We start from the raw sequence: 23,827 nt of genomic DNA on the forward strand, positions 1-23,827 counted from the left end.
TAAGATTCTGTTATCAGCTGAAAGCATTTTTCTTCAAAGCCTCTTTTGAAGCTGGCAACTATTACTTTGTTTAATCCCATTTACTATACTTCATTAAGGATTTCCAGTATTAATTCTGAAGCATCTTCAATCGCCATCGATTGAGTCCAGAATCGCCTCTGATTGGGACGAACAATAAAAATCTCGTTGCCTGTTTTATAATTTAATTTTTTTCTGAAATAAATATTGGTTGCTTTCTTTTGCCACAATTCTTTATCCAAGTCCTGCAATATGTCGTGTATATCCACACTAGATATTGAAACTTCCTTCTCGGAATCTTCAAACTCAACCTTAGTTATCATTAAAGGTGAGAAATGACTTATGTTTCCATAAATGGTACAATTAGCATAGAAATCCTGATTTTGTAAAAAGTCATTTAAATGCTGCGAAACCTTTATGGCATAATCTTGAATTTCATTTTTGTTAGTTGGACCAAGAACATATTGATATCTCTTAATCAATAATGGAATGGTAAATTCTACAAAATTGTCTACAATTAAGCTTTCATCGATTGAAAATTCAAAACATTTAGATATATAGCTATCAATCTCCTTTTCAAACTTTTTTGTATTTGTATTGAAAATTTTAGATTCCTCAATTATCATCTTATCATAAATATCAGCAAGATGATATAGGTTCTTTTTGGACAAAGAAAATGGAAGTCGATAAACTTCATTAGGTTTGATTTCTTCTCTTTCTATTCCGATAGATGCCGAACATAAGAAAAGATAATAATAGGCAAGCTTTGAGTTTATAAAACAAGTTAGTCCTTTAAGTACTTTTGAATCAGAATGACTAAACCCTAAGACTTTACTATTAAACGAACAGGCTTCATCTTCATAAGAAGCACAAATTTTCCAATTGGAAAGCCCTTCCTTAATTAAGATATGTGGTGCAGAATAAGTTTTTTTTGCTCCGACGCGTCTAAATACATTAATTGTGGGTAAGTCTTCCACTTGCACGCCATAATACTTTGCATATATTTCCTTTGACGGCTGAGTAAGTCCAGAATTCAAATCTGAAAATGAGTGTGAAACGTAACGTTTAATATTCTTAGGGGCAATGTATCTATTTGGAATTTCGTTATCTACTTTCGGGTTCTTTGTAGAATTATTCAAAAATTGTAATCCAGAGCCCTTGTCAATTTTCTCATCCGATATAAACTGTTCCAGACTGTCTAAAGCATTTAGTTTTTGTATTAAATTAATATCTCTAATTCCACCCCACATTGCAATTTTCCAAATTTTTGAAGTTGGTTTATTGCATTCTTCCCGTGGAAGATATTTTAAATCTGTTCCATCAATGCTAACACCTTCAATAACATTAGATTTAATGTAGGTCTTAGGGGCATAATAGACAATTGTGTCCGATTTTTTCTTTGGTGGACTTTTTCTATAAAATGCAATACTGATTGGTCCAGTTGCTGAACCAAACAATTGACCACCGAAATCTTTAGGTGCATTTCGTAAAATCGAGAAATTATATATTTTCTCTACATAGCATTCATTAAAGAGCCACTTTCTAAAATTTTGATACGTTATTTTGGTGTTCGTCAGTATTTTGGTATTGAAAATCAAAGCGATTTCCCCATTTTCAGAGAAATTGGTTGCCTTATGTAAGAATGGTAGAACCATTTCCTTAGCAAATCCATATTTATCACTATAATCTCGAATAGATTGGGATAAGTTCTTAGTGCCAAAAGGCGGATTCCCCACCACCAAATCAAAGTCTATTTGTTCTACTTGTGGATTTTTCTGAATAGTATCACTTCGGAATAGATTATTGCCTTGTTCGACCAAAGTATCATCTGAAGGGTCATTTATCAAATATGGTAAGCGGTAGTCTTTATTTTGCCAGATTGTCTTAGGATTCAAGTTATCTACCAAAGCCAAATAAAGACTAAAAGCAGCTACCTTGATTGACTGAGGGTGTATCTCTATACCAAATATGTTTTCCGTCAGTAGCTTCTTCAGTTCGTTAAAATCCGTGAGCTTTTCTGCATTTGCATTTTCGTGGCGCTTGACTAGACGTTTAAAACTTTCAACCAAAAAAATCCCCGAACCACACGTTGGGTCCAATACCTTAACATTAAATTCTTTTTCCGTCCTAGAGATTGGCAATTTCTCATTCAATATGAGTTCAACCAGGGAAGGTGGTGTGTAATAAGTACCTGTATCTTGTTTTAAAGTAGGGTTTATTTCAGCAAGGAAGTTCTCATAGATTTCACTTAACAATTCTATTTGAATAATGCTAAAATCGAACAGGCGTAAATCTTCAAAAAGATTCTGTTGTAAGGAATTATCATTACCGTTGATGAAACACTTTCGGATAATCTTTAGGTGTTCTCTAGAAATTGACTCATTACTATCTATAGTAAAAACATTACCATTAAAATATTCTTCCAGTTTTTTAAAAAGTGAATATGTCTTATCTGCATCGTCCAAAATGTCGAAATAAGACTTGGACCCTTTTTTTATTTCTGAATAGAACTTTTCATCAGTTGCGCCTCTGTCCTCTAAATACAATAGAAATAGAGAACGCATTATTATTTTATGAATTAGGTTTATTTCTAAACCTTCCGCTTGTAATTGCTTAGCAGTATAGGTAAGGCTCTCTACAAGATATTTATCTACCCTTCGCTGAAGGCTTATCTTCTTTCTTATGTCATACGCTTCCTCCAATGTCCATATAATACCTGTATCAATGGCAATAGTGGAAAAAAGATTTTGAAGCTGTTTAAGTTTGGTTTTATCAGAGAACTTATAAGAAGCTATTTCGAGTGTTTTAAGCTCCTTCTTATAGTCAAAATCATCTGATTTAATTATAAGAGGTTTCTCGGCACAATTATAAATACGGATTTCAGTTTCCGCATAAACATATAGAAAAATTACCTTTTTGAAGTTCCAGATTTTTTTTTGAGCCTTTGCAACTTGATGAAGAGCCAGGTCATCAAATTTTTCAACCTTTTTTAGAAAAACCGCAGGATAACTATTATGATTTTCGTCGGTACTGAAATAAATTTCATCAATACCGAAGTCTCTCACTTGATTGATTACAACTAACTGACTTTCAGAAATTTGATTAGATTCCGAAGTAACAGAGACGGCCTTGTCCAAGCCTAAGTTTTCTATTATATCAAAATCAATCATATCGAAAGTTGCCCAAAATATCTGATAGTTAGTTACATACTAAATTAATTCCAAAGGTACAAATGATTTTGCGATTTTGATAATCGAAGTTTTACTATTATTTGGAATATTTCCAAATTTATGGATGCGATAGTTTAATGTGCTACCGTTTTAATATTAAAATGAGTTCCTCTAAAAATAAGTTCTATTGCACCACCTACTACACCACCTACAATATTATCTCAATGAGCATTGAATATCGACCTCGCTTCATCATAAACCCGCTCAAAATTCTCTTCTAAATCTGCCTGATTAAACTGCTTCGACACCTGCGGAAGCTCTCTTGGAATACTAGCCAATTTAAACTGTACCTTCTTATCCTTCCCATCTGCATAGGTTATAAATTCGCCCTGTTTTAACCTGAAGAAAACATCAGCACGAATCTTAGGGATTTCTTTTTCTCCAGTCGTAATACGTGTATCAAAATCGAGATTATGTCCACGACTTATACTTTTCGTTGGGTCTTTGATAATTTCAAAAAAGCGTTCGTAATATTTGGCGGTGTCTGGGTCGTTAACTTTACCAAAAAATTGATAGGACAGATTGCTTAAAATTGCTTTGCTTGCTTTATCGCCATACATCATATCATTCTGAATTTTGTCTTGCATCACATAAATAGTAGCAATGTCATAACTACGCAAGGTTGCAGGAATACGGTGCATATTCAAAAGGCGAATGGTAGGCGCTTCTTCCATCAAAAGAAAAGACGGCCTCTGACCGCGCACGCTCATTTGTTTGGTAATGGTATGAATAATAGTTGCAATTACGGGCGAATAGGATGTTTCATATTTTGGATTGTTTACCACAGAAATAATCGCAGGGTTTTCTTCTCTATTGATATTCAAGGGTACTTCGTCTGCGGACAATGCCATAAAAATGCGCTGTGTACTAATTCGTTTCAGAGCATTTGCCAATGTACTCTTGACACCAGCTGTTTGCCTATCTGAATCTTTTCCGCTAATAAAAGCATCTGCCATTGCTCTCGATGTGGTATTGGTTTCTAAAAACTGTATAAGACTGTCCGTATCTAACATTTGATAAATCGCTATCAAATGTGGCAGCGTACAATATTTAGCATAGTCGGTTTTCAGTTTCCAAATCAAACCACCTATCAATCCTTCAGCTGCATCGTTAAAAAATTTGGTTGTTCCAGTCGTTCCTGATTCTCTTTGCTCTAAAAGATTTTCAATCAATACCCGTGACACTTCATTTACACTTTCCTCGTTCTCTAAATAGCGAGGTGCAATAGGATTTACCTTATGGATGATTTTATCAAAGGAAATGACCTTAAACGGAATATCACTATCCTTAAACAATGGATATGCCATTTCGGTCAGTTCAAAATCCTTGTAGTCGTGAATAATTCCGCAAAAGTCTTCTTCCCGGAAATGTTTTAGAAATCCATAAACCACACTTTCGGTTTTTCCGCTTCCGGCGGATCCGATGACGGATGCGCCACGTTTAATATTATCTAGTTTGAAGCTTCCTTTATTCGTAGAAAAACTGACTTGGTATTTTGTGTTTCCATTTTGTGTGTTTTCAGTCTTATGCAGAAAAACATACAATCCTATATTAATTAGCATTAGAGGACACACCAAATACAATACTATCGAAACCAATTCATTCCCTTCAGAAAGATAGAATACGAGAAATGAAAGCATTGCGATATTTAAAATAAACGCATACTTATTTACTCGAAATAGCACATAGAAAACAGTACTGGCCAAACCAATAATTGAAAGTATCGTTATGATATTATCTATCTGCATACTAATTAGATTCCAATGGAACTTGATTTTATGGCCACTTCCGCACCACGCCTTAACCGCTTGAAAACCCGAAGTGCAATCTGCGCCTGAGTAACAGGAATACTTGGAACGATTGGCAATCCTGTTTTCGTCATCATTTTGAAAGCCAATGCTTTTTCGTTAGCTGGTAATTTCATTAAGGCTGCAAAGTAAAGCTTGGGGTTTTTCACAAAATCCTTTCGTGCTTTGTAGGTCTCAGCAAAGTTGCGTTTATAGCCAAAAGTCTTGTCAAACGTCTTTTCTGCTTTCTCAAAAAAATTATCTCTATCAAAACCACGTTTTACGTTCTTTCCGTGCATTTCAACTTCCGAAGCTTTGTGTTTACTTCCTGGGGAAAGACTGATTGAATTGGAAGCATCTTTTCTGCTCACGATGATATGAATATGACTTTGGTTTCCATCTTTTTGCATTCCCTGGACTATCCGTTTTCCATTTTGTTGATGTGGTGCTTGGCGTTCCAGTTTAGCGATTTCCTTTCCCATCCTTTTAATATTCCCTTCAGCTCGTCCTTCCTGAATATTTCGGATTTCGGTTTTAAGCTGAAGTATTTTTGTAGCATACGATTGGTTTTCTTTTATCTGTTTATCCGTTCCCTTAAAGGTTCGTTGATGTTCAATTTTGGCATAGTATTTTATATCGTTTATTGAAATTGGTCTTCCATTGATTTCCCGATTGAAGCTGGCAACATAATCTTTCATCAATTCACGAGTGTAGGTTTTTAAGTCTTGGCTATTGTTCTGAAGTTTACGCAATTCATATTTTGAAGGACTGACTGTGATGGAATAAAATTTAGGTTCTTTCTTTTTCAATTTTGCGGTGTTTCCATCAATCTCTTTTACCACTTCTTCAGCAGAAATCTCATCCCCATATTGATTGAAAAAGTGTTCCATATCCTGTTGTTCTATACCTTCATTTTCTTTCTCTAAATAGCCCACAAAATCTGCTGAACTTTGTGAATAATTATTTCCCAATTTTTGGGCTGTTATTGTAATATACATAGCTCAAAAATTTATAGTTGATTACTTGGTTTTTGCTTTTCACGAAAGCGTACTTCTTTCTTTTCTTCAGCATATTTCTTTTCTACGATTAGCGGTTTTTTAGTTGGCTCTTCAGTTTCAAAAAGAGATTGAATCATCGCCACCGTAGGTTTGGTCTGTGTCTTTTCCACATCCCTCATTATAGCAATAACCGCATTGATTCTTTTGAGTAATTTAGCTTCAATGGTGCGTCCCGTTGGTCCTAATTTTTCCTTTGGTGAAATTTCATTGTAGAAGAAAAAATCGAGCATCGTGGACATTGCCTCTGTGTGTGATTTGAAGTAAGTGCGTGAGAATGTTTGGAAACGTTTTGCTGTTTCCTTTTTAAATCTAATGCCAGTAAATGAGTCCATATTTCGCCGATTTGTCGCAAAATCGTCCCTAAAAATGGGCGTTTCCAGCCCGTTTGTCGCAAATCGTTGATTGTCAGGAAATTAAAATATATTCAAATTGTTGGTAATCAGCTATTTGAAAACGAAAAGGAATCAGAAACATCGCGCAGCGTGTTACCCTCTTGCTATTCCTTTTCGTCCCGCTCGCGGGACAAAAATCCATACAATCTGGTTAAAAAACCGATTGCCATTTTAGGAAAATAATTTTCCGATATGTTATTTTTCGATGTATAAGGGTATCGGCGAAAGTCAAAAATTGGATAACCTTACTTTAATTTGTACGCTGAATTTCAGCATTGTAAAGATACATTTTTTTCTTGAATTGAAATGTGAATTGCATACAAAAACACCCCTAACATTAGAGGTGCTTAAAAAGTAACTTTAGGAAATTAGATGTTGAAAACGAAGTTATACGTGTATAGATTTTTAATCATTTCCTCGTCTATCAACTTGTCATAATCTGCCCCAGTTTCGTCAACATATTCTTGAATAGATTCCCCAAAAAGATGTATAACGTGTTCCCTAGAAACCTGAAAAAGTTCCTCTTGTTTTTCCTCGCTCAAATCTTGAAATTTAATGTAAATCATAGCTTTCAGTTTTACAAAAGTCCATTATCAGAAAAACTGTAATAATCCCCATCAGGTGCAAATATCAAATGGTCAAGAATGGTAATATCGAATAGCTTTGATGCCTTTTTAATTTTGCTCGTTAGTCTCTTATCCGCATCACTAGGTTGTAATTTTCCACTTGGATGATTGTGCGTTAAAATTATTGCCACGGATAGAGATTTCAATATAACCGCAAACAATATTCGTAGGTCTATTAATGTTCCTGTTATACCACCTTGTGAAAGTTGATAGACCCCTTTTACCTTATTGCTATTGTTCAACAAAACCACCTTAAAGGTTTCTTGTATTCCGATAGTATCTTTATCCCAATCCTCAAAAAGAAGTTCGGCTGCATCTTGCGAACTACCAATTTTTTGCCATTTAGAAGATTTCAAACCCCCTTTGTAGCTAATCTTTATTTCGTTAACTTGTGCTTTCATTGTTTATAGTATTTAAAATGTGAATAATGAAAAAAGAGGGCGCATCTTTCGACGGTTACGCCCTTTTTCATTTTAGGTTTACTTATCGCCTTTACTTCCAAGTAAAAGGATTTCATCGGCTACAACTTCCGTAACATAGCGTTGTTCGTTATCATCAGTTGTATAGCTTCGAGTTTTGAGTTTTCCCGATATTCCAACTTCTTTTCCTTTAGCAACATACTTTTCTACTATTTCAGCAGTTTTGCCCCAAGCAACAATTGTATGCCAATTCGTATCTGTTTGCTTTTCGCCTTTGCTGTCTTTGTAATACTCATTTGTGGCTAGTGAAAAACGGGCTACTTTCTTTCCGCTTTCAAGGTTCGTAATGGTTGGTTCTTGTCCAACATTTCCAATTAACTGTACGTGATTTTTAATAGTACTCATAATAAAATATTTAAGTGATTTATATTTCCCCTATTGATTTAAAACAGATTAAATTTTAAGGGGTGTTTGTTCTTTTCTTCTGTGCATCGCACAATGGATAGAGTGGGTTTTGTCAAGACTTTTAGGGTAAAATCAGGTGTGTTTGCGACGTAGTAAAATCCTTAGATTTTCAAGGAAGTAGAAACCTTATTTTTCACTAAAACTCGTATAGTCTTGACAAGTTCCATAAGGGCATTAGCAATTCTTTTAAACGCAGTTGCGTTTGAGCGTACCGACAGTTAAGCGAAATAAGTAGCTGTGGTTAAATTAGAATTGGTTATGTCGTGCCTGTTTTTCGACGACCCGAAAAACAATAAAGGCTTTATCCATTATAAACCCCTTAAAATGTGTAAGGCAGCGGTTCGGTTTTTAAGGATTTTCGAGTGAGGGCTCAAGAAGACCGCGCCGAAAATCCTGTTAAGAAAATCGAAGTGATGTCTTTCCGATGAAAAGGCGGACTTAATTCACAATTTTGGCTCGGGAATGTAGTGTTCCTTCCCAGAGCATCGGGAAGGGTTAGCGGAATGGAAAGCTGAAATTGGGGATTGTGTCCAAGACCTGTATAATGAAGCTCTTTTCTCGGATTGTAGCTTTTCGCGAAATGAAGGGGAATGGGCTGAGTGGGTTATAAAAATAGAATATACTTATTTACTAAAGTTTAAAATGATAATTAAATATTTCTAATTTGACTATGTAAGTATTTATGTTAAAATAACTTACAAGCATTGACCAAATTTTACTATTTTGTTGGTCAAGAAAATAATCGCTGAATTGATGAATATATTTAAGAAAAAACTAGAAGATACAACGCCAAAACAACTCAATTTTGAACCAACTGAACTATTTCAAACCTTATTTCATAAAGAGGGATATGCTTACCTCAGAGGAATTCAAGAAGAGGTATTAAACTCTTGGCATATTATAAGAGCCCAACGAGATGTTCTTTGTAAAATGAATACGGGTTCTGGTAAAACGTTAGTAAGCCTGCTAATGTTGTATTCGAAAATGATAGAAGGTGTTGGACCAAGTCTTTATCTCTGCCCAGATAAACAACTCTTGGAACAGGCTAAAATTCAAGCAAATTTATACGGAATACCTGTTTGTGAAGTTGAATATGCAGGGCAAAGAAGTGTGTTTCCTGATGATTTCTTAAATTCTAAGGCTATACTCCTATGCACATTTCAAAAGTTATTCAATTCCCGCTCAATTTTTGAAAGAGATAACATTGATGTGGGTTCTATTGTTCTCGATGATGCACACGTATGTCTAGATAAAGCTAGGGATGCTACAACATTGTTAATTCCTTTCGGTCACGATTTATCCAAGAGATTACTCAAGTTATTTAAAGGGGATTTAAAATATCAAGCTCCAGGTACTTATCACAGACTAATACAAGGTGACCCTTACGCTAAAATCTTAAAAGTTCCTTACTGGTCTTGGCTCTCACGAAATGAGGAATTAATCGAGCTCATTGGTGAATTTAGTGATGATGATGAATTATTTTTCAAATGGGGATTGATTGCCGACGATTTAAAGTCTTATGATTGCTACGTAGGTCCAAGGGGTATAGAAATAGCACCTGCTTATGTGCCATTTCATAACGTAAGAGCTTTTAATGAAGCAAAACACCGATATATTCTTTCAGCAACATTTGAAGACCAAATAGACTTGATAAAAGATTTAGGAATTGATAAAAATAGTATTAAAAATGCTCTGATACCTAAAGACCGTAAAGATGTAGGACAACGCTTAATCCTAGCGCCACAGCGATTTGATTCGAGAATAACCGATGAGCAGATAATGGCCTTAGCAAAAGATTATTCTAAATCGGGAATCAATGTTATGGTACTGACGCCATCTTCGGAACGGGCAACCAAATGGGAAGACATCGGCGCTGAAAAAATTGAAAATGAAAGTATCAATAAAGATATCGGCAAGCTAAAGAAAAAGAAGGGGCTATTCTATGTACTAGTTAATAGGTATGATGGTGTTGATTTGAATGGGGATATGTGTCGAGTACTTATTCTTGATGGTTACCCATCATTCAGCTCCTACGAACAGCTATATGCAGAACTACGTTTGGAATCTGTAAAAGCATCATTAAAAGCACAAATAATAGAACAAGGATTAGGTAGGGCGGTAAGGTCTGGAAGTGATTATTGTACTGTATTTCTAATGGGTAAAGATTTGCTACAATTTGTAGGTAACAAATCTAATCTTCAGTACTTCACTCCTGTAACTAGAGAACAGCTTAAATTGGGGCTTTCGCTTTTAGATGAAGAGTCTAAAGACAATGCTTTAAAAACAATTAAAGAAACAGCAAGTCTGTGCTTGGTGCAAGATATGAGTTGGCGAGAATACCACTCAGATATATTGTCCAAAATCGAAGTAGATAAAACAGATGACCGAATTTTGAAGAATTTAGAAATTGCTGATGTAGAATCAAGAGCTATCGACCAATTTAGAAGAAGGGATTATGAAGGTGCTAGTAACCTTATTTTAAATGATATTGTGGACTCGGTAGATTTAACTTCTAAACAGCGTGGTTGGTATTTTGAAAAGTCTGCCAATTATTTATTTCTTGATAATGCACCTAAATCAAATGATTTACAATTAAAAGCAGCCCAAACGACTTCGCACATGCTTCAATCTAAAAATGGTCATAGCTATACCAAGATTACAGCTAACGAAGGGCAGGCTATACAGGTGCTTCATTTTATTAAACGCTTTGAGACATCACAAGACTTTAAAATGTATATTGAAAGTCTCTTTGAAAATCTTAGTTTCAGCCAAGATATACCGCATACTAAATTTGAAAATGCTTTGGCAGAAATTGGAAGCTTAATTGGTTTTTATGCACAAGAACCAGAAGCTGAGTTTGGGAATGGTCCAGATGTTCTATGGGTAATGACCGACCAGCATTATCTTGTGCTAGAAGCAAAATCAAGGGCAGTACACGACGTTATCACTAGAGATAACATTAATCAACTTCTAGGCTCTGGTGAGTGGTTTAAGAATCTTTACGGACCAGCAGCTAATCATAATTTGGTTACATTGCAACCGCCAAACATAAAAGGGTGGAATGTAAATACAAGCGAAAACACTCGTGTTATCGATGAAGATTCTTTAAATTTATTGAAGGACAATTTAAGAAGATTTGTTGATGGAATCAATAATTCGGGGTTTATTGCTGCTACAACGAAGGAAATTGCTAACTTATTAGGAATACATAATTTCACGCCCATTGGTTTTAGAACTTGTTATCTCAAGCCAGTTTATTCGAAAAAAGGATAGATTAAGGGTTAAAATATAGATGGCTGAGTGGTCGAAGGCTCCTGATTGAAGTTCAGGCGTACGGGAAACTGTACCGAGAGTTCGAATCTCTCTCTATCCGCAGATACGAAAGTATTTTAGCCCGCAATTTATTTGCGGGCTTGTTGGTTAGAACGGTCTCAACTTACTCTTTAAAAAAGTACTTCCTGATTTTTAGGTAAAATCTTTGCCTCTGATTTTTCAGCACTTTTCAATTTATCTTTTAGCGCCTTTCTTCTTTTATCATAAATCCATCTTCTCAAATTATTCAAAAGACCCGTTTCATATTCTGAAAGTTTGTTGGTTCCTATTTCTTTCATTGCGCCTAACTGGTCCTTATTCTTAAACTGACTCGCATATTGAAGCCCCAGCCAAGTATAAATATTTACCCATTCTGTGGGCATTGGTGCTTCGTAAGTTCTAGGCATCATATATGCTAAAGCCTCAGTAAGTGAAGCCATTTCTTCTTGTTGCATTGAACTTAATAGTCTTGATAATTTTATGTTTTTAAGTATGTCTTTAGGAATTATATCCTGCCAGGCGGATTTAAAAACAACGATTGGGCTGGTAAGACAATCCATAAAATTGAAGACGAAATCGTTATCACGCTTTTTATTAGATTTCAATGTTTTTTCCTTTTCTTGTATCGGTTCACACTCAAAACCAAAGTTAAGTTGTACTGTTTTTATATTATTCATAATATTTAGATTTTAGATGTAAGAGAAAATCCAGTTTAGATAGGTACTGGATAAACCTTTAAATATTCCTAAGCCATTTCATAGACTTCATCGAATAATTTTTTATCTAACCGTTCTTGTTGGCCAAAACTCTTCTTCAATGTATTGTGCAAAACCGAGTTAAAGGCATTGTAGCCTAACCATAGATTCGGTTCTTCATTGAGCAATAAGGCTTCATAGTTCAAAATCTCGATAACCTCACGAGACTTTTTTGAAGGGTCACTATTCTTATCGCTACACTCGTATCTAAACAGTTTAGTTTTGTCTAGAATGGCCTTTACGAACTCCTTTGTATCGATGATTTTAAATTCCTTCATCTTATCGAACTTCCTAGTAATGGTATAAAACTCATTATCCAAAAACTTGTCAAATAAGTTGTTCAACCTTGGCATAATCAAGTGCGTATTATTCTTACTATGCTTTATGGAAAACTCGATTTCCGCCTGAGAAACGTGCAGTCCGTTAGAACATACTTTTCGGTAAAATCCGAAGTGGCCAGAGGTCTTTTCGCTACCGTCATAAGAGTTTTTAAAGCGAAGCATCGGCAGTATCAAATCTTCTTTATTTTTTACAGAAAACTGACTCTTATCGTCAATAATGAAATCTGTAATGAACGACCTGTCATTTTTGTTGATGGTACGTTTATGATAGTTCAGTTGTGCATCGGATAGCATTTCTTCAGCTTTCTTGAAGAACAATTGATTTGGAATGTGTCCATAGCTGTTCGATACTACATTGACAATTTTTCCATTGGAAATTATGACGTTTTCAAGTCCACGTCTGGATTCCATCTGCGTCAAAGTTTTTAAGGATTTCATTTCTGATGGAACAAAGATTTCATCCTGTTGTAAATTTTGTAAATACATAGCTTTTGAATTTAGATTAAACAATATTTGAGCGGTAACCCAAACGGAAGCTAAAATCTCAGCTCAAAAGGAAACGGAATAAATAAGTAAGGGAAGAAGCGTTGGCTTTATGCCGTAGTCTTTTGATGGGTGTATTTTACGAGTTTATCTTTGCGTTACTATTGATTGATTATTATTCTACCTCATAGCTGTTTTTACCAAAGTATTATCAAAAAAAAGAAGAAGAGCCAGCACGGATGCCGACCCTTCTTCAAACAACAAAAGCTAATCGTTCAATTCCTGAATTTGCTTTTCAAGAACTGCTATTCGCTCTTTCAAGCGTCCTTCACGCTTGTTTCTTCTTTCTGTATATTCCTTTTCAATATTTGCAATCTTTGTTTTATAGTAACCCTGCATTGCATTGTAAAATGAAATATTGGTTAAATTATTGACGTGATTACTTTCGCCAAAATGTACTTGTTTTGTTAGGATATACCTTATTAACTTATGGAAGATTTCTTTTTTGAACTTCTTCTTGAAATTTTCGATAAGTTCAATTCTCGTCATCTTTGAGGTATCGCCTAACAGTCCTGAAAAGTATTTCTGTTGGCTCATATAGTCAACATTATTTTCAAATAGCGATATTGAGAAAGCCACCATTTCATCTACCGAAAGCGTTTTCTTGGTTTCTATGTATTTGGTATCTCTTATCATTTCGACAACTTCTTCAAACTGCTTGTTGTTATCGATTTGCTTCTTGCGGATTTCCCTTTCGTTGATTTTAATAATTTGTTCTTCAGGGGTACAATCAGCCATTTTTCTATCGGCCAATGGTGCTGAGTGTGTAGTCAATTCACTTTTTGATTTTTCAACAATCTTTACAAAGACTTCTTTGTGTCTATATGTTTCAGGATGGAAAACGATACCATTTACAAATCCATTTTCTTTTGCAGAGTTGTATGTTTCCAATTCCTCTGTGTAGTTTTCAAGGGCAACGTTATATTCCTTTTTTAATTCTTCTTCAGAATAATCGTAATGCTGGTACTCCTTTTTGATTGCCTCTATTGTAGGTTCGATAGGACGCTCAATTATTTCTACATCATCGAGAAGATAGACTTTCAATCCACTATTTTCCAGTTGGGCAATAACAAGCTGATTTCGTTCTTCGTCTGCCCAATACTTTTGTATCTCCGGAATAAGAATAATATTCTCTTTCTTTGATTTCTCAAGCAGGTTCAAGAACGACTTGCTTTTCTTCGATTCATAGCAAGCTGATTTTGTACATACCATTTTACCATCCCCGAACAGATTACCTTGATTTGCTGCATTGAAAGGACATTCATTACAAGCTCCAGCTTTTACAATCAATTTCTTGTCAGCTACGTCAAAAGGTGCTTTTTCTAAATCAAAGGTCTGGTCTTTAATCATTCTGTTGATTTGATGGACATTGAAATCTTCGCCCATAGTCTCAAGCATCATTTGTTGTTCTTCTGGCTCGAATAGCGCAATACCAATCCCTAGGGAAATGGTCATATCTCCATTACGTACAAAGTGCTTAAACCCTTCTATGAGACCAGCTAATTTTAAACGCTGTCTTATAAAATTATCACTTCGCCCTAATCGTTTTGCAATTTCAGACGGTGCATATTTCTCGCTCAGAAAGGCAATTGCCTCCGCTTCTTCGGTCGGTTCTACATCCTGTCTCTGTAGATTTTCGATGATTTGAACTTCCAGAACATCATTATTCTTATAAGTTCTCACGATACAAGGTATCGTTTTCTTGTTTGCCAACTTACTGGCACGAAACCTACGTTCGCCCATCACGATGATATACTCTTTTCCAGATTTACGGACAGTAATAGGTTGAAGTACACCGTGCTTTTTTATACTCTCAGAAAGCTGTTGCAGTAATGCTTCGTTAAATGTCTTTCTTGGTTGCATTGGGTCGGGAATTACCTTATCAATACTCAGGTTCTGAATTTGAAGCCCAATTGCCCTTTGTGTCAATCTTTCTTTGACCTCCTTTTTAACGGCTGTACTTGCCTTACCGTTTCTACTTGTGGTACTTGCTTTTGTTGTCATAATACTTAAATTTTAGATTAAACAATATTTAAGCAGGAACCAAACGGAAGATAAAATCTTGGCTCAAAAGGAAACGGAATAAATGAGTAGGGAAGAAGTGTTGGCTTTATGCCGTAGTCTTTTGATGGAAGTATTTTACGAGTTTAAATTGCGGTGATATTGTATGATAATAAACTCTCCAGATTATCTACGTCAGGAAAGTTATTTTAAATCAATAGAGTATTTTATTATAAAACAGGCTCTTAAATTTAGAAGTGAATTGTTAGTTTTTACGACCTAAAACGTTTCAATTTATTTGATTTTAAATGTTATTAATTGAAAAGAATTACTATTTTTGCATCAGACGAATTAAAAGAAACTATTACCTACGGGAATTAGTTCACAAATCGTCAACATTAATGAAGATATTTGGCAGAAGTGCCACAGCGGCTGGGCTCGTTGAGCAAGGTTCGAGTCCCGTCCAGACCGCAAAATTGCAAAAGCTTCATATTAATTGAAGCTTTTTTTTGCAAAAAGATGTTGTGTTGTCTCATGCAATTGCATGAGCGGTTTAGTAGTAAACCAATGAGAAGCTTTTCCATATAACTTGGAGAGGCTTTTTTAGTTTTATAGCCTTTAATTTCCTTAAAAGAAAGCATCCCATTGCTCCCAAATACTACGAACAAATAAAACAAGGAATACCAAAGACACAATAAACTTAATAAAAGTTCCTGCTAAAAAACCAATAAAAGAACCTAACGCAGCTTTAAAAGCTTTTGAAGAGTTACTACTGTCTTTGATAAACTCTCCGGCATACGCCCCAACAAAGGGCCCTATAATAATACCAAAGGGTCCTAAATATAAAAGCCCAACAATTAACCCCAAAGAGCTTCCTATCATCCCGTATTTGGTTCCACCAAATTTTTTGGTCCCCAATGCCGGAACGACATAATCTAACACCCAAACTATAATAGATATCGCTAGTGTAATTCCTAAAAAAACCCAATCTCGAGTGATTGCATCTGTAAAATGAAGTAACAACAATCCTATCCACGAAGTTATAGGCCCGGGAAGTATTGGCAAAAAACTTCCGATGATACCAAATAAGCAAAAAACGAAACCAATAATAACTAAAATTATATCCATGATAATGACGTTAATAAAAAGTTAGCATTTCTTCATTAAAATATGATTTAATGGTTAACTTTTGTTCTACTAAGAGAATACGGTTTTACAATACATCTACTTTTATTTAGCTTTGTGCTGCAACAAAATAAAAATTAATTTACAACGTACTTGATCTAAAACTACTCCCTTAAAATTATGAAATCTTTCTTAATAACGTTAGTCGTGTTAATGATACAATTTGTTTCATTTTCGCAGGAGAATTATTTTACTACTTCCAAATGCAAAACATCAACAAATGAAAGAGTTCGAAAAAATTGCATCATCAAAGAAATACAACAATTTGTAGACAAAAACTATGATGTTGCATCGGTCATGGCACACGCGCAATCGGGAACAAATCGTATTTATACTCGATTTACAGTTGATGCGACCGGGCAAGTTTCTGATGTTCAGGCAAAATCTTCTGCTTTTCAATTAGAAATAGAAGCAATACGAGTATTACAAACACTTCCTAGGTTGATACCTGTTTCAAAAAACGGAAAATCTGTACAAGAGCAAGTTTTTACACTACCTATCATATTCGAAGTGAACACTACAGAAATTAATGCAAACGAACGATTGACAGGAAATTAAAAAATCCTTAAGCTCAAATTATCAACTTTTATTTTTTAAATAAAGTAAAACAAACATACTAGCGTATAAATAGTTGTGATTTTTCAACTAAATTATTAGTTTGAACTATTTTTTTAGTTATATTTGTTTTATTCAACTAAGAAAATAGTTAAAAAGGACTATGATTTATGAAACAACTTACAAAAGCAGAAGAAGAAGTTATGCAATGGTTATGGCAATTAAGAGAAGCTAATGTGGCTTCTATTATTGATAAAATGCCCAAACCCAAACCAGCATACAATACAATCTCTACTATCATAAGGATATTAGAAAACAAAAAATTTGTAACCCATCGTAAAGAAGGCAAAGGATATATTTATTTTCCTTTAGTAACCAAAGAAGAATATAGTAATCAATCGCTCACAAAACTGATTGATAATTACTTTAACGGCTCGTTCACTAATATGGTTTCTTTTTTTGCTAAAAGAAATGATATGAGCATCCAGGAATTTGAAAATATTTTAAAAGAACTAGAAAAATAATGTTTCATTACATATTACAAATACTTGTTTTTCAAGCAATATTTTTAATTGCTTATGACTTTTTACATAAAAAAGATACTTTTTTTTCTTTGAATAGGTTTTACCTTCTTATCACTTCTGCTATCCCAATTGTTTTACCCCTATTTAGGATTGATCATATTAAAGAAATTTTTATAGATCCGTATTCAATTCACTTATCGACAATTCTTATTGGTCAAAAATCAAAAATAGATGTTGCTACAACCTTTTTTTATAATAGTTTCGACTTAAACAATTGGTTTTTGTTCTACTGCACAATCACCTTAATCATGTTATGCCTTTTCTTGAAAAAGTGTTCACACATATATCAATTGAAAAAAAGAGCACAGCAGGAAACCTATAATAATTATAATATCTATGTGCTTCCAAACAGCACAGAGGCTTTTTCATTTCTAAACATCATTTTTCTGGGAGATCAATTATCTAATACAGAAAAAGAACACATTATTACACACGAGGTTATCCATGTAAAAGAGAGACATTCATTAGATTTAATCTGGTTTCAACTTCTAAAAATATTTTTTTGGTTCAACCCTATAAATTACATCTATCAATCAAGAATGATTACTCTTCATGAGTATATGGCAGACAAAAAGAGTGTTATTACTGTAGACAAAAAAAGCTATTGCAAACAGTTATTAAATAATACTTTTCAAACAAAAGGGGTTGAGTTTACAAATCAATTCTTTCAACATTCATTAATCAAAAAACGAATAATCATGTTACAAAAATCAAAAAGTCGGCCTATCTCAAAACTTAAATATTTAGGCATACTACCCGTTATACTCATAATGCTTGTTTATGTATCCTGTTCTCAAGAACAACCTACTTCTAATATAGAATCTTTTTCCGATAAAAATAGTACTCAAAAAAAAGACATTCCATTTACAAAACTTGATAAATATCCAACGCCACAAAATTGTAAAGGAACAACAGGAGAAGAATTAAAAAAATGTGTGAGTTCTGAAATTAGAACATTTGTAAATACTAACTTTAATGTTAAAGCCGTAGAACAATATGCCGAAATAGGAGAGAATAGAATTTATGTACGTTTTAAAATAAGTAAAACAGGTAAAATTGTTGATGTAGAAGCAAGAGCTGCTATTTCTCAATTAGAAGAAGAAGCCAAAAGAGTTATTAGATCAATACCAAAAATGCAACCAGGTGAAAAAGATGGTCAAACTGTGGGAGTCTTATACTCTATGCCTATAAAATTTATTATCAACTGATTTCATAAAATCTTTAAATTAAATAAAGCCGAAGGGAAATCTTCGGCTTTTGTATTTTTACTTTTTCTTTCTCTTAAAAATTTTACTTAGCTTGGCGATCAGAAATTGTTTGCGGATCATGAATACAAGAAATTTATATATCGGAATACTAATGTTTATTCTATATTCTTGCGACAACTTTGTTCTCAAAAAAGAAAGTAAAGAGGAAATTGTAAAAGAAGAACTACAAAAATTAAATAGAAATGAAGTAGAACAACATCCTCTATTTAAAAATTGTGAACATAAAACAGAAGCTGAATTAGAAACTTGTTTTCAAAATACAATTACGACACATCTGCATAACCACCTTGCCAAACATACTTTTGAGCTTTCACAATCTGTAAACGACACTATTTGGGTACCATTATTAATTACAAAAGACGCAGAAATTATTCTCGAAGATTTTACTATATCAAATGCTATAAAAACCCAAATCCCGGATTTAAAAGAAATTATCCAACAAGGTATTAAAACTCTTCCAAAAGTTGCGCCGGCACACACGCGAAGTACCCCTGTCAATGCTTTATATAAACTTCCTATTGTAATTCATATTGACTAAACCGGTAGCTTCATTTGATTTATGTAGTTTTGTAATATCTAAAAATTAAACCTTGAACGACGAAAAAATCATACTTGGTATAGATCCTGGAACTACTATCATGGGATTCGGCCTCATAAAAGTCATCAATAAGAAAATGTCTTTTCTACAATTAAACGAATTGCAACTTGGTAAATATGATGATCACTATCTCAAGTTGAAGCTTATTTTTGAACGAACTGTAGAGCTTATAGACACGTATCATCCTGATGAAATTGCGATAGAAGCTCCTTTTTTCGGTAAAAATGTACAATCTATGCTAAAACTAGGAAGAGCTCAAGGTGTAGCAATGGCTGCAGGACTAAGTAGAGAAGTTCCTATAACAGAATACTCTCCAAAAAAAATAAAAATGGCAATTACTGGTAATGGTAATGCTAGCAAAGAGCAAGTAGCAAAAATGTTACAAAGCTTATTAAAACTCAAAACCATTCCAAAAAATTTGGATTCTACAGACGGGCTTGCTGCGGCAGTTTGTCATTTTTATAATATGGGAAGAGCTGACATTGTAGGAAAAAGCTATTCGGGTTGGGCTGCTTTTGTAAAACAAAACGAAAAACGAGTGAAAAAATAACCCCTCTTTTTTATAAAATTTAAAGTCAAAAATTATCAGCGGTATTTATATCCATATTCCATTTTGCAAACAGGCTTGCCACTACTGTGACTTTCATTTTTCTACCTCGATGAAGAAAAAAGAGGATATGATTACTGCAATATGCAATGAAATTCAATTACGTCGAAACGAATTAGAAGCGAACACCACAATACAAACAATTTATTTTGGTGGTGGTACTCCTTCTGTATTATCAATACCTGAGTTAAATACCATACTTGATCAGGTTTATAAGCACTACAAGGTTATTAATAATGTAGAAATAACCATTGAAGCGAATCCCGATGATCTCACTGAAGAAAAAATCATAGAACTTTCAAAAAGTAAAGTTAATCGACTAAGTATTGGGATTCAGTCATTTTTTGAAGAAGATTTAACATTAATGAATCGAGCACATAATGCCCAAGAAGCATTACAGTGTTTATCTCTTGCTACAAAAAAATTTGATAACATATCGATAGATCTAATTTATGGTATTCCTGATATGACGGTAGAACGGTGGAAAAAAAATATTGAGATAGCCTTATCATTTGGTGTTCCTCATATTTCATGTTATGCATTGACTGTAGAACCCAATACTGCATTACCCAAACTTATTGAAAAAGGAGAAATAGCGCCTGTAGATGACGAATTGGCACAAGAACATTTCAAAATTTTGATTGCAACTCTTGATCAATACGGTTTTGATCATTATGAATTATCTAATTTTGGAAAACCTGATTTTTATAGCCAAAACAATACTGCATATTGGCAAGGAAAACATTATATAGGCATTGGTCCTTCTGCACATTCTTATAACGGAAAACAAAGAAGTTGGAATATCAATAACAACTCAAAATATATAAAAGCACTTCAACAAAATATAATTCCCAGAGATATAGAAGGCCTCAGCACAACCGATCGCTATAATGAATATGTAATGACTGGATTAAGAACACAATGGGGAGTATCGATAATACGTATCGAAAAAGAATTTGGAACAAAATATAAAAAATATCTACTCAAACAAGCTCAAAAACACTTAGAAGAACACCTTCTGTTTCTTGATGGAGACACTTTACTAGTCACTAAAAAAGGAAAGTTTTTAAGCGACGGCATTGCAAGTGATCTTTTCTTATTAAATTTAGGCTAACTATAAAAAATAAGGGGCATGCAAGAAAAATACGACACTATCGGAATTGACTACAACCATACTCGAAAAGCAGATCCTTATATTTTTGATAAACTATTATCGCTACTTGATCCTAACCTTAATGGAAAATATCTTGATATCGGATGTGGTACCGGTAATTATACTATTGAATTTTCAAAAAAAGGATATCAATTTATAGGTATTGATCCTTCTGAAAAAATGCTTGATAAAGCAAAAAATCAAAATCAGCATGTAAAGTGGAAAGTTAGCAAAGCTGAAGATCTAAAATTACCGACAGCAAGCGTTGACGGAATTATTGCAAGCCTCACCATCCATCATTGGAAAGATCTTAATCAAAGTTTTACAGAATTAAATAGGGTTCTTAAGCCCGAAGGAGTATTTGTATTATTCACGTCAACTTCTGTTCAGATGAAAGGATATTGGCTCAATCATTATTTTCCTAAAATGTTATCTGATTCAATCCATCAAATGCCTTCTTATCATATCATCGAGGAAAGCGCAAAAAATAATAATTTTAATATTATCACTACAGAAAAATACAATATCAAATCAGACTTGCAAGACTTATTTCTCTATTGTGGTAAAAACAATCCCAAAATGTATTTAAACCCAAAAATACGAAATGGTATTTCTTCCTTTTCATCTCTATCAAATGCCGAAGAAGTTTCAAAAGGGCTACATTTTTTAGAAAAAGATATCACATCAGGTAAAGTAAATGATGTGATCACACGATACAACAATACAGATGGAGATTACCTCTTTATAGTTTTCAAAAAAACTTCAAACTGAGATATGATCACTACAATTACACATCAGAATCAGTCTTATCAAATCGATCTTGCAAAACCTTTGGATATTTCTATCGTACTTAGAGCTTCTGAAGAGAATGTAAACGCCTGGTATATTGACAAACCAAAAATAGAACCCGTTACAGAGGGCAATTGGATCGGCAAAGTCTCTGAGGGAGGTTCTGTTAATTTTAATACCATTAATTTTAATCCTCACGGGCATGGCACTCATACAGAATGTGTTGGACATATTACTTCTGAGTTTTATAGTATTAATGATACACTAAAACATTTTTTTTATTTGGCAGAGGTAATTTCTGTTACACCAAACCGAGAAAAAGGAGATTTGAAGATTACCAAAAATCAAATTTCAGAACAATTAAAGCATAAAAAAACCGAAGCACTCATTATAAGAACCTTGCCTAATCCTGTAGAAAAGCAGAATAGACAGTATTCAAACACCAATTGGCCATATTTAGATGAATCTACAGCAATATATATTAGAGAATTAGGCATACAACATTTACTCATTGATTTACCATCAGTAGACAAAGAAAAAGATGAAGGGCAACTATTAGCTCACAAGGCATTTTGGAATTATCCAAAAGCTACAAGACATCAAGCTACCATAACAGAAATGGTTTATGTAGCAAATCATATAGAGGATGGAATATATTTTTTGAATCTACAAATCGCATCTTTTGAAAATGATGCTGCACCGAGTAAGCCAATTCTTTATAAAATTCTTTCATAATGAAAATCACATTACAATTAGAAGAAATTGCCATGTTTGGTTTTGGGATTTTTTTATTTAGCCTATTACCCTACCCCTGGTGGTTATTTCTAGTACTATTTCTAGCTCCAGACTTAGGAATGCTGGGATATGCATTTAATAACAAAGCAGGAGCCTTTGTATATAATCTTTTTCATCATAAAGGCTTGGCAATACTATTATATGGTATAGGAATATGTCTGGAAAACCATATACTTCAATTATTAGGTATCATCCTTTTTGCTCATGCTTCTTTTGATAGAATATTGGGATATGGGTTAAAATTAGAAAAAGGTTTTAAATTTACACATCTGGGTGAGCTAGGTAAAAACAATTAGTATGGAGTTATTATTTATAGGACTATTAGGCGGTGCTGTTTTAGCGTATTTTATTTTTTCAAAATTTAATGCGGCTAGAAACAAATCTGCAATACAAACACAATCTACAGTACTTATGGAAAAAATCAAAAGTGTTTGTAAACTCGTTACTGTAGAGGGCGATTTTGCTGAAATATATCATTATGAAAGTGTAAAAGACAAGTTTTTTAACCTTCTCACCGGAACCAAAAAAGCATTAATCCTTATCGATGCAAAAGCCTATATCGGTTTTGATTTATCACAAGTAAAATTAGAAAGTGACACTAAGAACAAACGTATTATTCTCAGTCATTTTCCACAACCGAAACTATTAACAATAGAAACAGACTTCAAATATTATGATAAAAAAGAAGGTTGGCTTAACCCTTTTACCTCAAAAGACCTTACTGAGTTAAACAAAGAAGCAAAGCAGTTTATCAAAGATAAAATCCCGCAAAGCGGATTAATGGAATCTGCAAAAAAAGAAGCTCTTACTGCAATCTCTCTTATGGAAACATTAGCACAAGCAATAGGATGGAAACTTGATTACTCTGCATTAGAATTAAACAATAATAAAGACACAAAACAGTTAGATGAATAATGAATATAGAAGTTTTTAGAGCATACTGTCTTGAAAAAAAAGGAGTAACAGAAGAATTTCCTTTTGATGAAATCACACTGGTTTTTAAGGTTATGGGAAAAATGTTTGCACTTACAGGATTAGAAAGAATTCCTTTTTCTGTAAACTTAAAGTGTGATCCTGACAAAGCTATCGAACTTCGAGAGTATCATCCTGAAATTACTCCTGGGTATCATATGAACAAAAAACATTGGAACACTGTTAACTTTTCTGGTGGTTTAGCTACTAATATGCTACATGAATTAATAGACCATTCTTATGATTTGGTTGTGAGTGGTTTAACCAAAAAAGTAAAACAAGAACTAGAAAACCTTTAAAAAATCAAGAAAACATAAAAATGATACAGGATAAATATTCTGACCATACTTCTTTTATGTATTCTGCAATACTAT

The 23,827-nt window shown here is 33.8% G+C and carries 23 protein-coding genes and 1 tRNA gene; 13 read left to right on the forward strand and 11 right to left on the reverse strand.

From position 1 onward, the window contains the following. Nucleotides 1–83 precede the first annotated feature (83 nt). From FHK87_RS07025 to FHK87_RS07055, 7 genes are all read right to left on the reverse strand, one after another. Entirely contained in the window at nucleotides 84–3,188 is a 3,105-nt protein-coding gene (locus FHK87_RS07025) for an HsdM family class I SAM-dependent methyltransferase (RefSeq protein WP_140591976.1), read from the reverse strand. A 221-nt stretch (nucleotides 3,189–3,409) separates the two neighbouring features. Beyond that, entirely contained in the window at nucleotides 3,410–4,996 is a 1,587-nt protein-coding gene (locus tag FHK87_RS07030; protein WP_140591977.1) for a type IV secretory system conjugative DNA transfer family protein, read from the reverse strand. Between the two features lie 5 nt (nucleotides 4,997–5,001). Further along, nucleotides 5,002–6,033, reverse strand: coding sequence for a MobB family relaxase (gene mobB / locus FHK87_RS07035; protein ID WP_140591978.1), 1,032 nt, complete (start codon nucleotides 6,031–6,033; stop codon nucleotides 5,002–5,004). An 11-nt stretch (nucleotides 6,034–6,044) separates the two neighbouring features. Next, the gene (locus FHK87_RS07040; protein ID WP_140591979.1) at nucleotides 6,045–6,425 is read right to left on the reverse strand and encodes a BfmA/BtgA family mobilization protein; all 381 of its coding nucleotides are present in this window, start codon (nucleotides 6,423–6,425) and stop codon (nucleotides 6,045–6,047) included. Between the two features lie 428 nt (nucleotides 6,426–6,853). Continuing rightward, on the reverse strand, nucleotides 6,854–7,051 hold the full coding sequence (locus FHK87_RS07045; protein WP_140591980.1) for a hypothetical protein: 198 nt from the start codon (nucleotides 7,049–7,051) through the stop codon (nucleotides 6,854–6,856). Between the two features lie 11 nt (nucleotides 7,052–7,062). Continuing rightward, nucleotides 7,063–7,512, reverse strand: a complete 450-nt coding sequence (locus tag FHK87_RS07050) for a JAB domain-containing protein (RefSeq protein ID WP_140591981.1) — start codon at nucleotides 7,510–7,512, stop codon at nucleotides 7,063–7,065. A gap of 78 nt (nucleotides 7,513–7,590) precedes the next feature. Then, nucleotides 7,591–7,935: a single-stranded DNA-binding protein gene (locus tag FHK87_RS07055; protein WP_099543840.1), complete on the reverse strand. Its 345-nt coding sequence runs from the start codon at nucleotides 7,933–7,935 to the stop codon at nucleotides 7,591–7,593. A gap of 813 nt (nucleotides 7,936–8,748) precedes the next feature. On the opposite strand from FHK87_RS07055, the gene FHK87_RS07060 reads away from it, so the two are divergent. Together FHK87_RS07060 and FHK87_RS07065 are read left to right on the forward strand one after the other, a co-directional pair. Then, nucleotides 8,749–11,268, forward strand: a complete 2,520-nt coding sequence (locus FHK87_RS07060) for a DEAD/DEAH box helicase (RefSeq protein ID WP_140591982.1) — start codon at nucleotides 8,749–8,751, stop codon at nucleotides 11,266–11,268. A gap of 15 nt (nucleotides 11,269–11,283) precedes the next feature. Beyond that, nucleotides 11,284–11,368: transfer RNA gene (locus FHK87_RS07065), tRNA-Phe, on the forward strand. 70 nt (nucleotides 11,369–11,438) lie between these two features. On the opposite strand, the gene FHK87_RS07070 is transcribed toward FHK87_RS07065, so the two are convergent. The 4 genes from FHK87_RS07070 to FHK87_RS07085 all read right to left on the reverse strand — a co-directional run bounded on the left by FHK87_RS07070 (nucleotide 11,439) and on the right by FHK87_RS07085 (nucleotide 16,075). After that, nucleotides 11,439–11,984: a hypothetical protein gene (locus tag FHK87_RS07070; RefSeq protein WP_140591983.1), complete on the reverse strand. Its 546-nt coding sequence runs from the start codon at nucleotides 11,982–11,984 to the stop codon at nucleotides 11,439–11,441. Nucleotides 11,985–12,052: 68 nt separating this feature from the next. Beyond that, nucleotides 12,053–12,889 (reverse strand): DUF932 domain-containing protein, encoded by an 837-nt coding sequence (locus FHK87_RS07075; protein WP_140591984.1) that lies wholly within the window; start codon nucleotides 12,887–12,889, stop codon nucleotides 12,053–12,055. 264 nt (nucleotides 12,890–13,153) lie between these two features. Next, nucleotides 13,154–14,950 (reverse strand): ParB/RepB/Spo0J family partition protein, encoded by a 1,797-nt coding sequence (locus FHK87_RS07080; RefSeq protein ID WP_140591985.1) that lies wholly within the window; start codon nucleotides 14,948–14,950, stop codon nucleotides 13,154–13,156. Nucleotides 14,951–15,574: 624 nt separating this feature from the next. After that, the gene (locus FHK87_RS07085; protein ID WP_140591986.1) at nucleotides 15,575–16,075 is read right to left on the reverse strand and encodes a DUF456 domain-containing protein; all 501 of its coding nucleotides are present in this window, start codon (nucleotides 16,073–16,075) and stop codon (nucleotides 15,575–15,577) included. Between the two features lie 177 nt (nucleotides 16,076–16,252). Between FHK87_RS07085 and FHK87_RS07090 the strand changes: the two genes are divergently transcribed. The 11 genes from FHK87_RS07090 (at nucleotide 16,253) to FHK87_RS07140 (ending at nucleotide 23,752) form a co-directional block, all read left to right on the forward strand. After that, entirely contained in the window at nucleotides 16,253–16,690 is a 438-nt protein-coding gene (locus FHK87_RS07090; protein ID WP_140591987.1) for an energy transducer TonB family protein, read from the forward strand. Between the two features lie 167 nt (nucleotides 16,691–16,857). Next, nucleotides 16,858–17,211, forward strand: coding sequence for a BlaI/MecI/CopY family transcriptional regulator (locus tag FHK87_RS07095; protein ID WP_140591988.1), 354 nt, complete (start codon nucleotides 16,858–16,860; stop codon nucleotides 17,209–17,211). A 350-nt stretch (nucleotides 17,212–17,561) separates the two neighbouring features. Beyond that, complete coding sequence (locus FHK87_RS07100) at nucleotides 17,562–18,479, forward strand: M56 family metallopeptidase (RefSeq protein WP_226294129.1); 918 nt, start codon at nucleotides 17,562–17,564, stop codon at nucleotides 18,477–18,479. Nucleotides 18,480–18,597: 118 nt separating this feature from the next. After that, nucleotides 18,598–19,077, forward strand: coding sequence for a hypothetical protein (locus tag FHK87_RS07105; RefSeq protein ID WP_140591990.1), 480 nt, complete (start codon nucleotides 18,598–18,600; stop codon nucleotides 19,075–19,077). 52 nt (nucleotides 19,078–19,129) lie between these two features. After that, nucleotides 19,130–19,687 carry a crossover junction endodeoxyribonuclease RuvC gene (gene ruvC / locus FHK87_RS07110; protein ID WP_140591991.1) on the forward strand — a complete coding sequence of 186 codons (558 nt, stop codon included), beginning with the start codon at nucleotides 19,130–19,132 and terminating at the stop codon, nucleotides 19,685–19,687. Between the two features lie 34 nt (nucleotides 19,688–19,721). Continuing rightward, nucleotides 19,722–20,858 carry a radical SAM family heme chaperone HemW gene (gene hemW / locus FHK87_RS07115; RefSeq protein ID WP_140591992.1) on the forward strand — a complete coding sequence of 379 codons (1,137 nt, stop codon included), beginning with the start codon at nucleotides 19,722–19,724 and terminating at the stop codon, nucleotides 20,856–20,858. A gap of 18 nt (nucleotides 20,859–20,876) precedes the next feature. Continuing rightward, a complete protein-coding gene (locus tag FHK87_RS07120; RefSeq protein WP_140591993.1) occupies nucleotides 20,877–21,668 on the forward strand; it encodes a class I SAM-dependent methyltransferase in 792 nt (263 codons plus the stop codon). A gap of 3 nt (nucleotides 21,669–21,671) precedes the next feature. Further along, nucleotides 21,672–22,421: a cyclase family protein gene (locus FHK87_RS07125; RefSeq protein WP_140591994.1), complete on the forward strand. Its 750-nt coding sequence runs from the start codon at nucleotides 21,672–21,674 to the stop codon at nucleotides 22,419–22,421. Continuing rightward, nucleotides 22,421–22,777, forward strand: coding sequence for a DUF4260 domain-containing protein (locus tag FHK87_RS07130; protein WP_140591995.1), 357 nt, complete (start codon nucleotides 22,421–22,423; stop codon nucleotides 22,775–22,777). The genes FHK87_RS07125 and FHK87_RS07130 overlap by 1 nt, the downstream gene beginning before the upstream one ends. A 1-nt stretch (nucleotide 22,778) precedes the next feature. Then, nucleotides 22,779–23,396, forward strand: a complete 618-nt coding sequence (locus FHK87_RS07135) for a DUF4230 domain-containing protein (RefSeq protein ID WP_140591996.1) — start codon at nucleotides 22,779–22,781, stop codon at nucleotides 23,394–23,396. Then, a complete protein-coding gene (locus tag FHK87_RS07140) occupies nucleotides 23,396–23,752 on the forward strand; it encodes an MmcQ/YjbR family DNA-binding protein (protein WP_140591997.1) in 357 nt (118 codons plus the stop codon). Before FHK87_RS07135 ends, FHK87_RS07140 begins: the two co-directional genes overlap by 1 nt. Nucleotides 23,753–23,827: the final 75 nt, after the last annotated feature.

The sequence above is a fragment of the Aquimarina algicola genome, assembly GCF_006443095.1.
GTDB classification, from domain to species: domain Bacteria; phylum Bacteroidota; class Bacteroidia; order Flavobacteriales; family Flavobacteriaceae; genus Aquimarina; species Aquimarina algicola.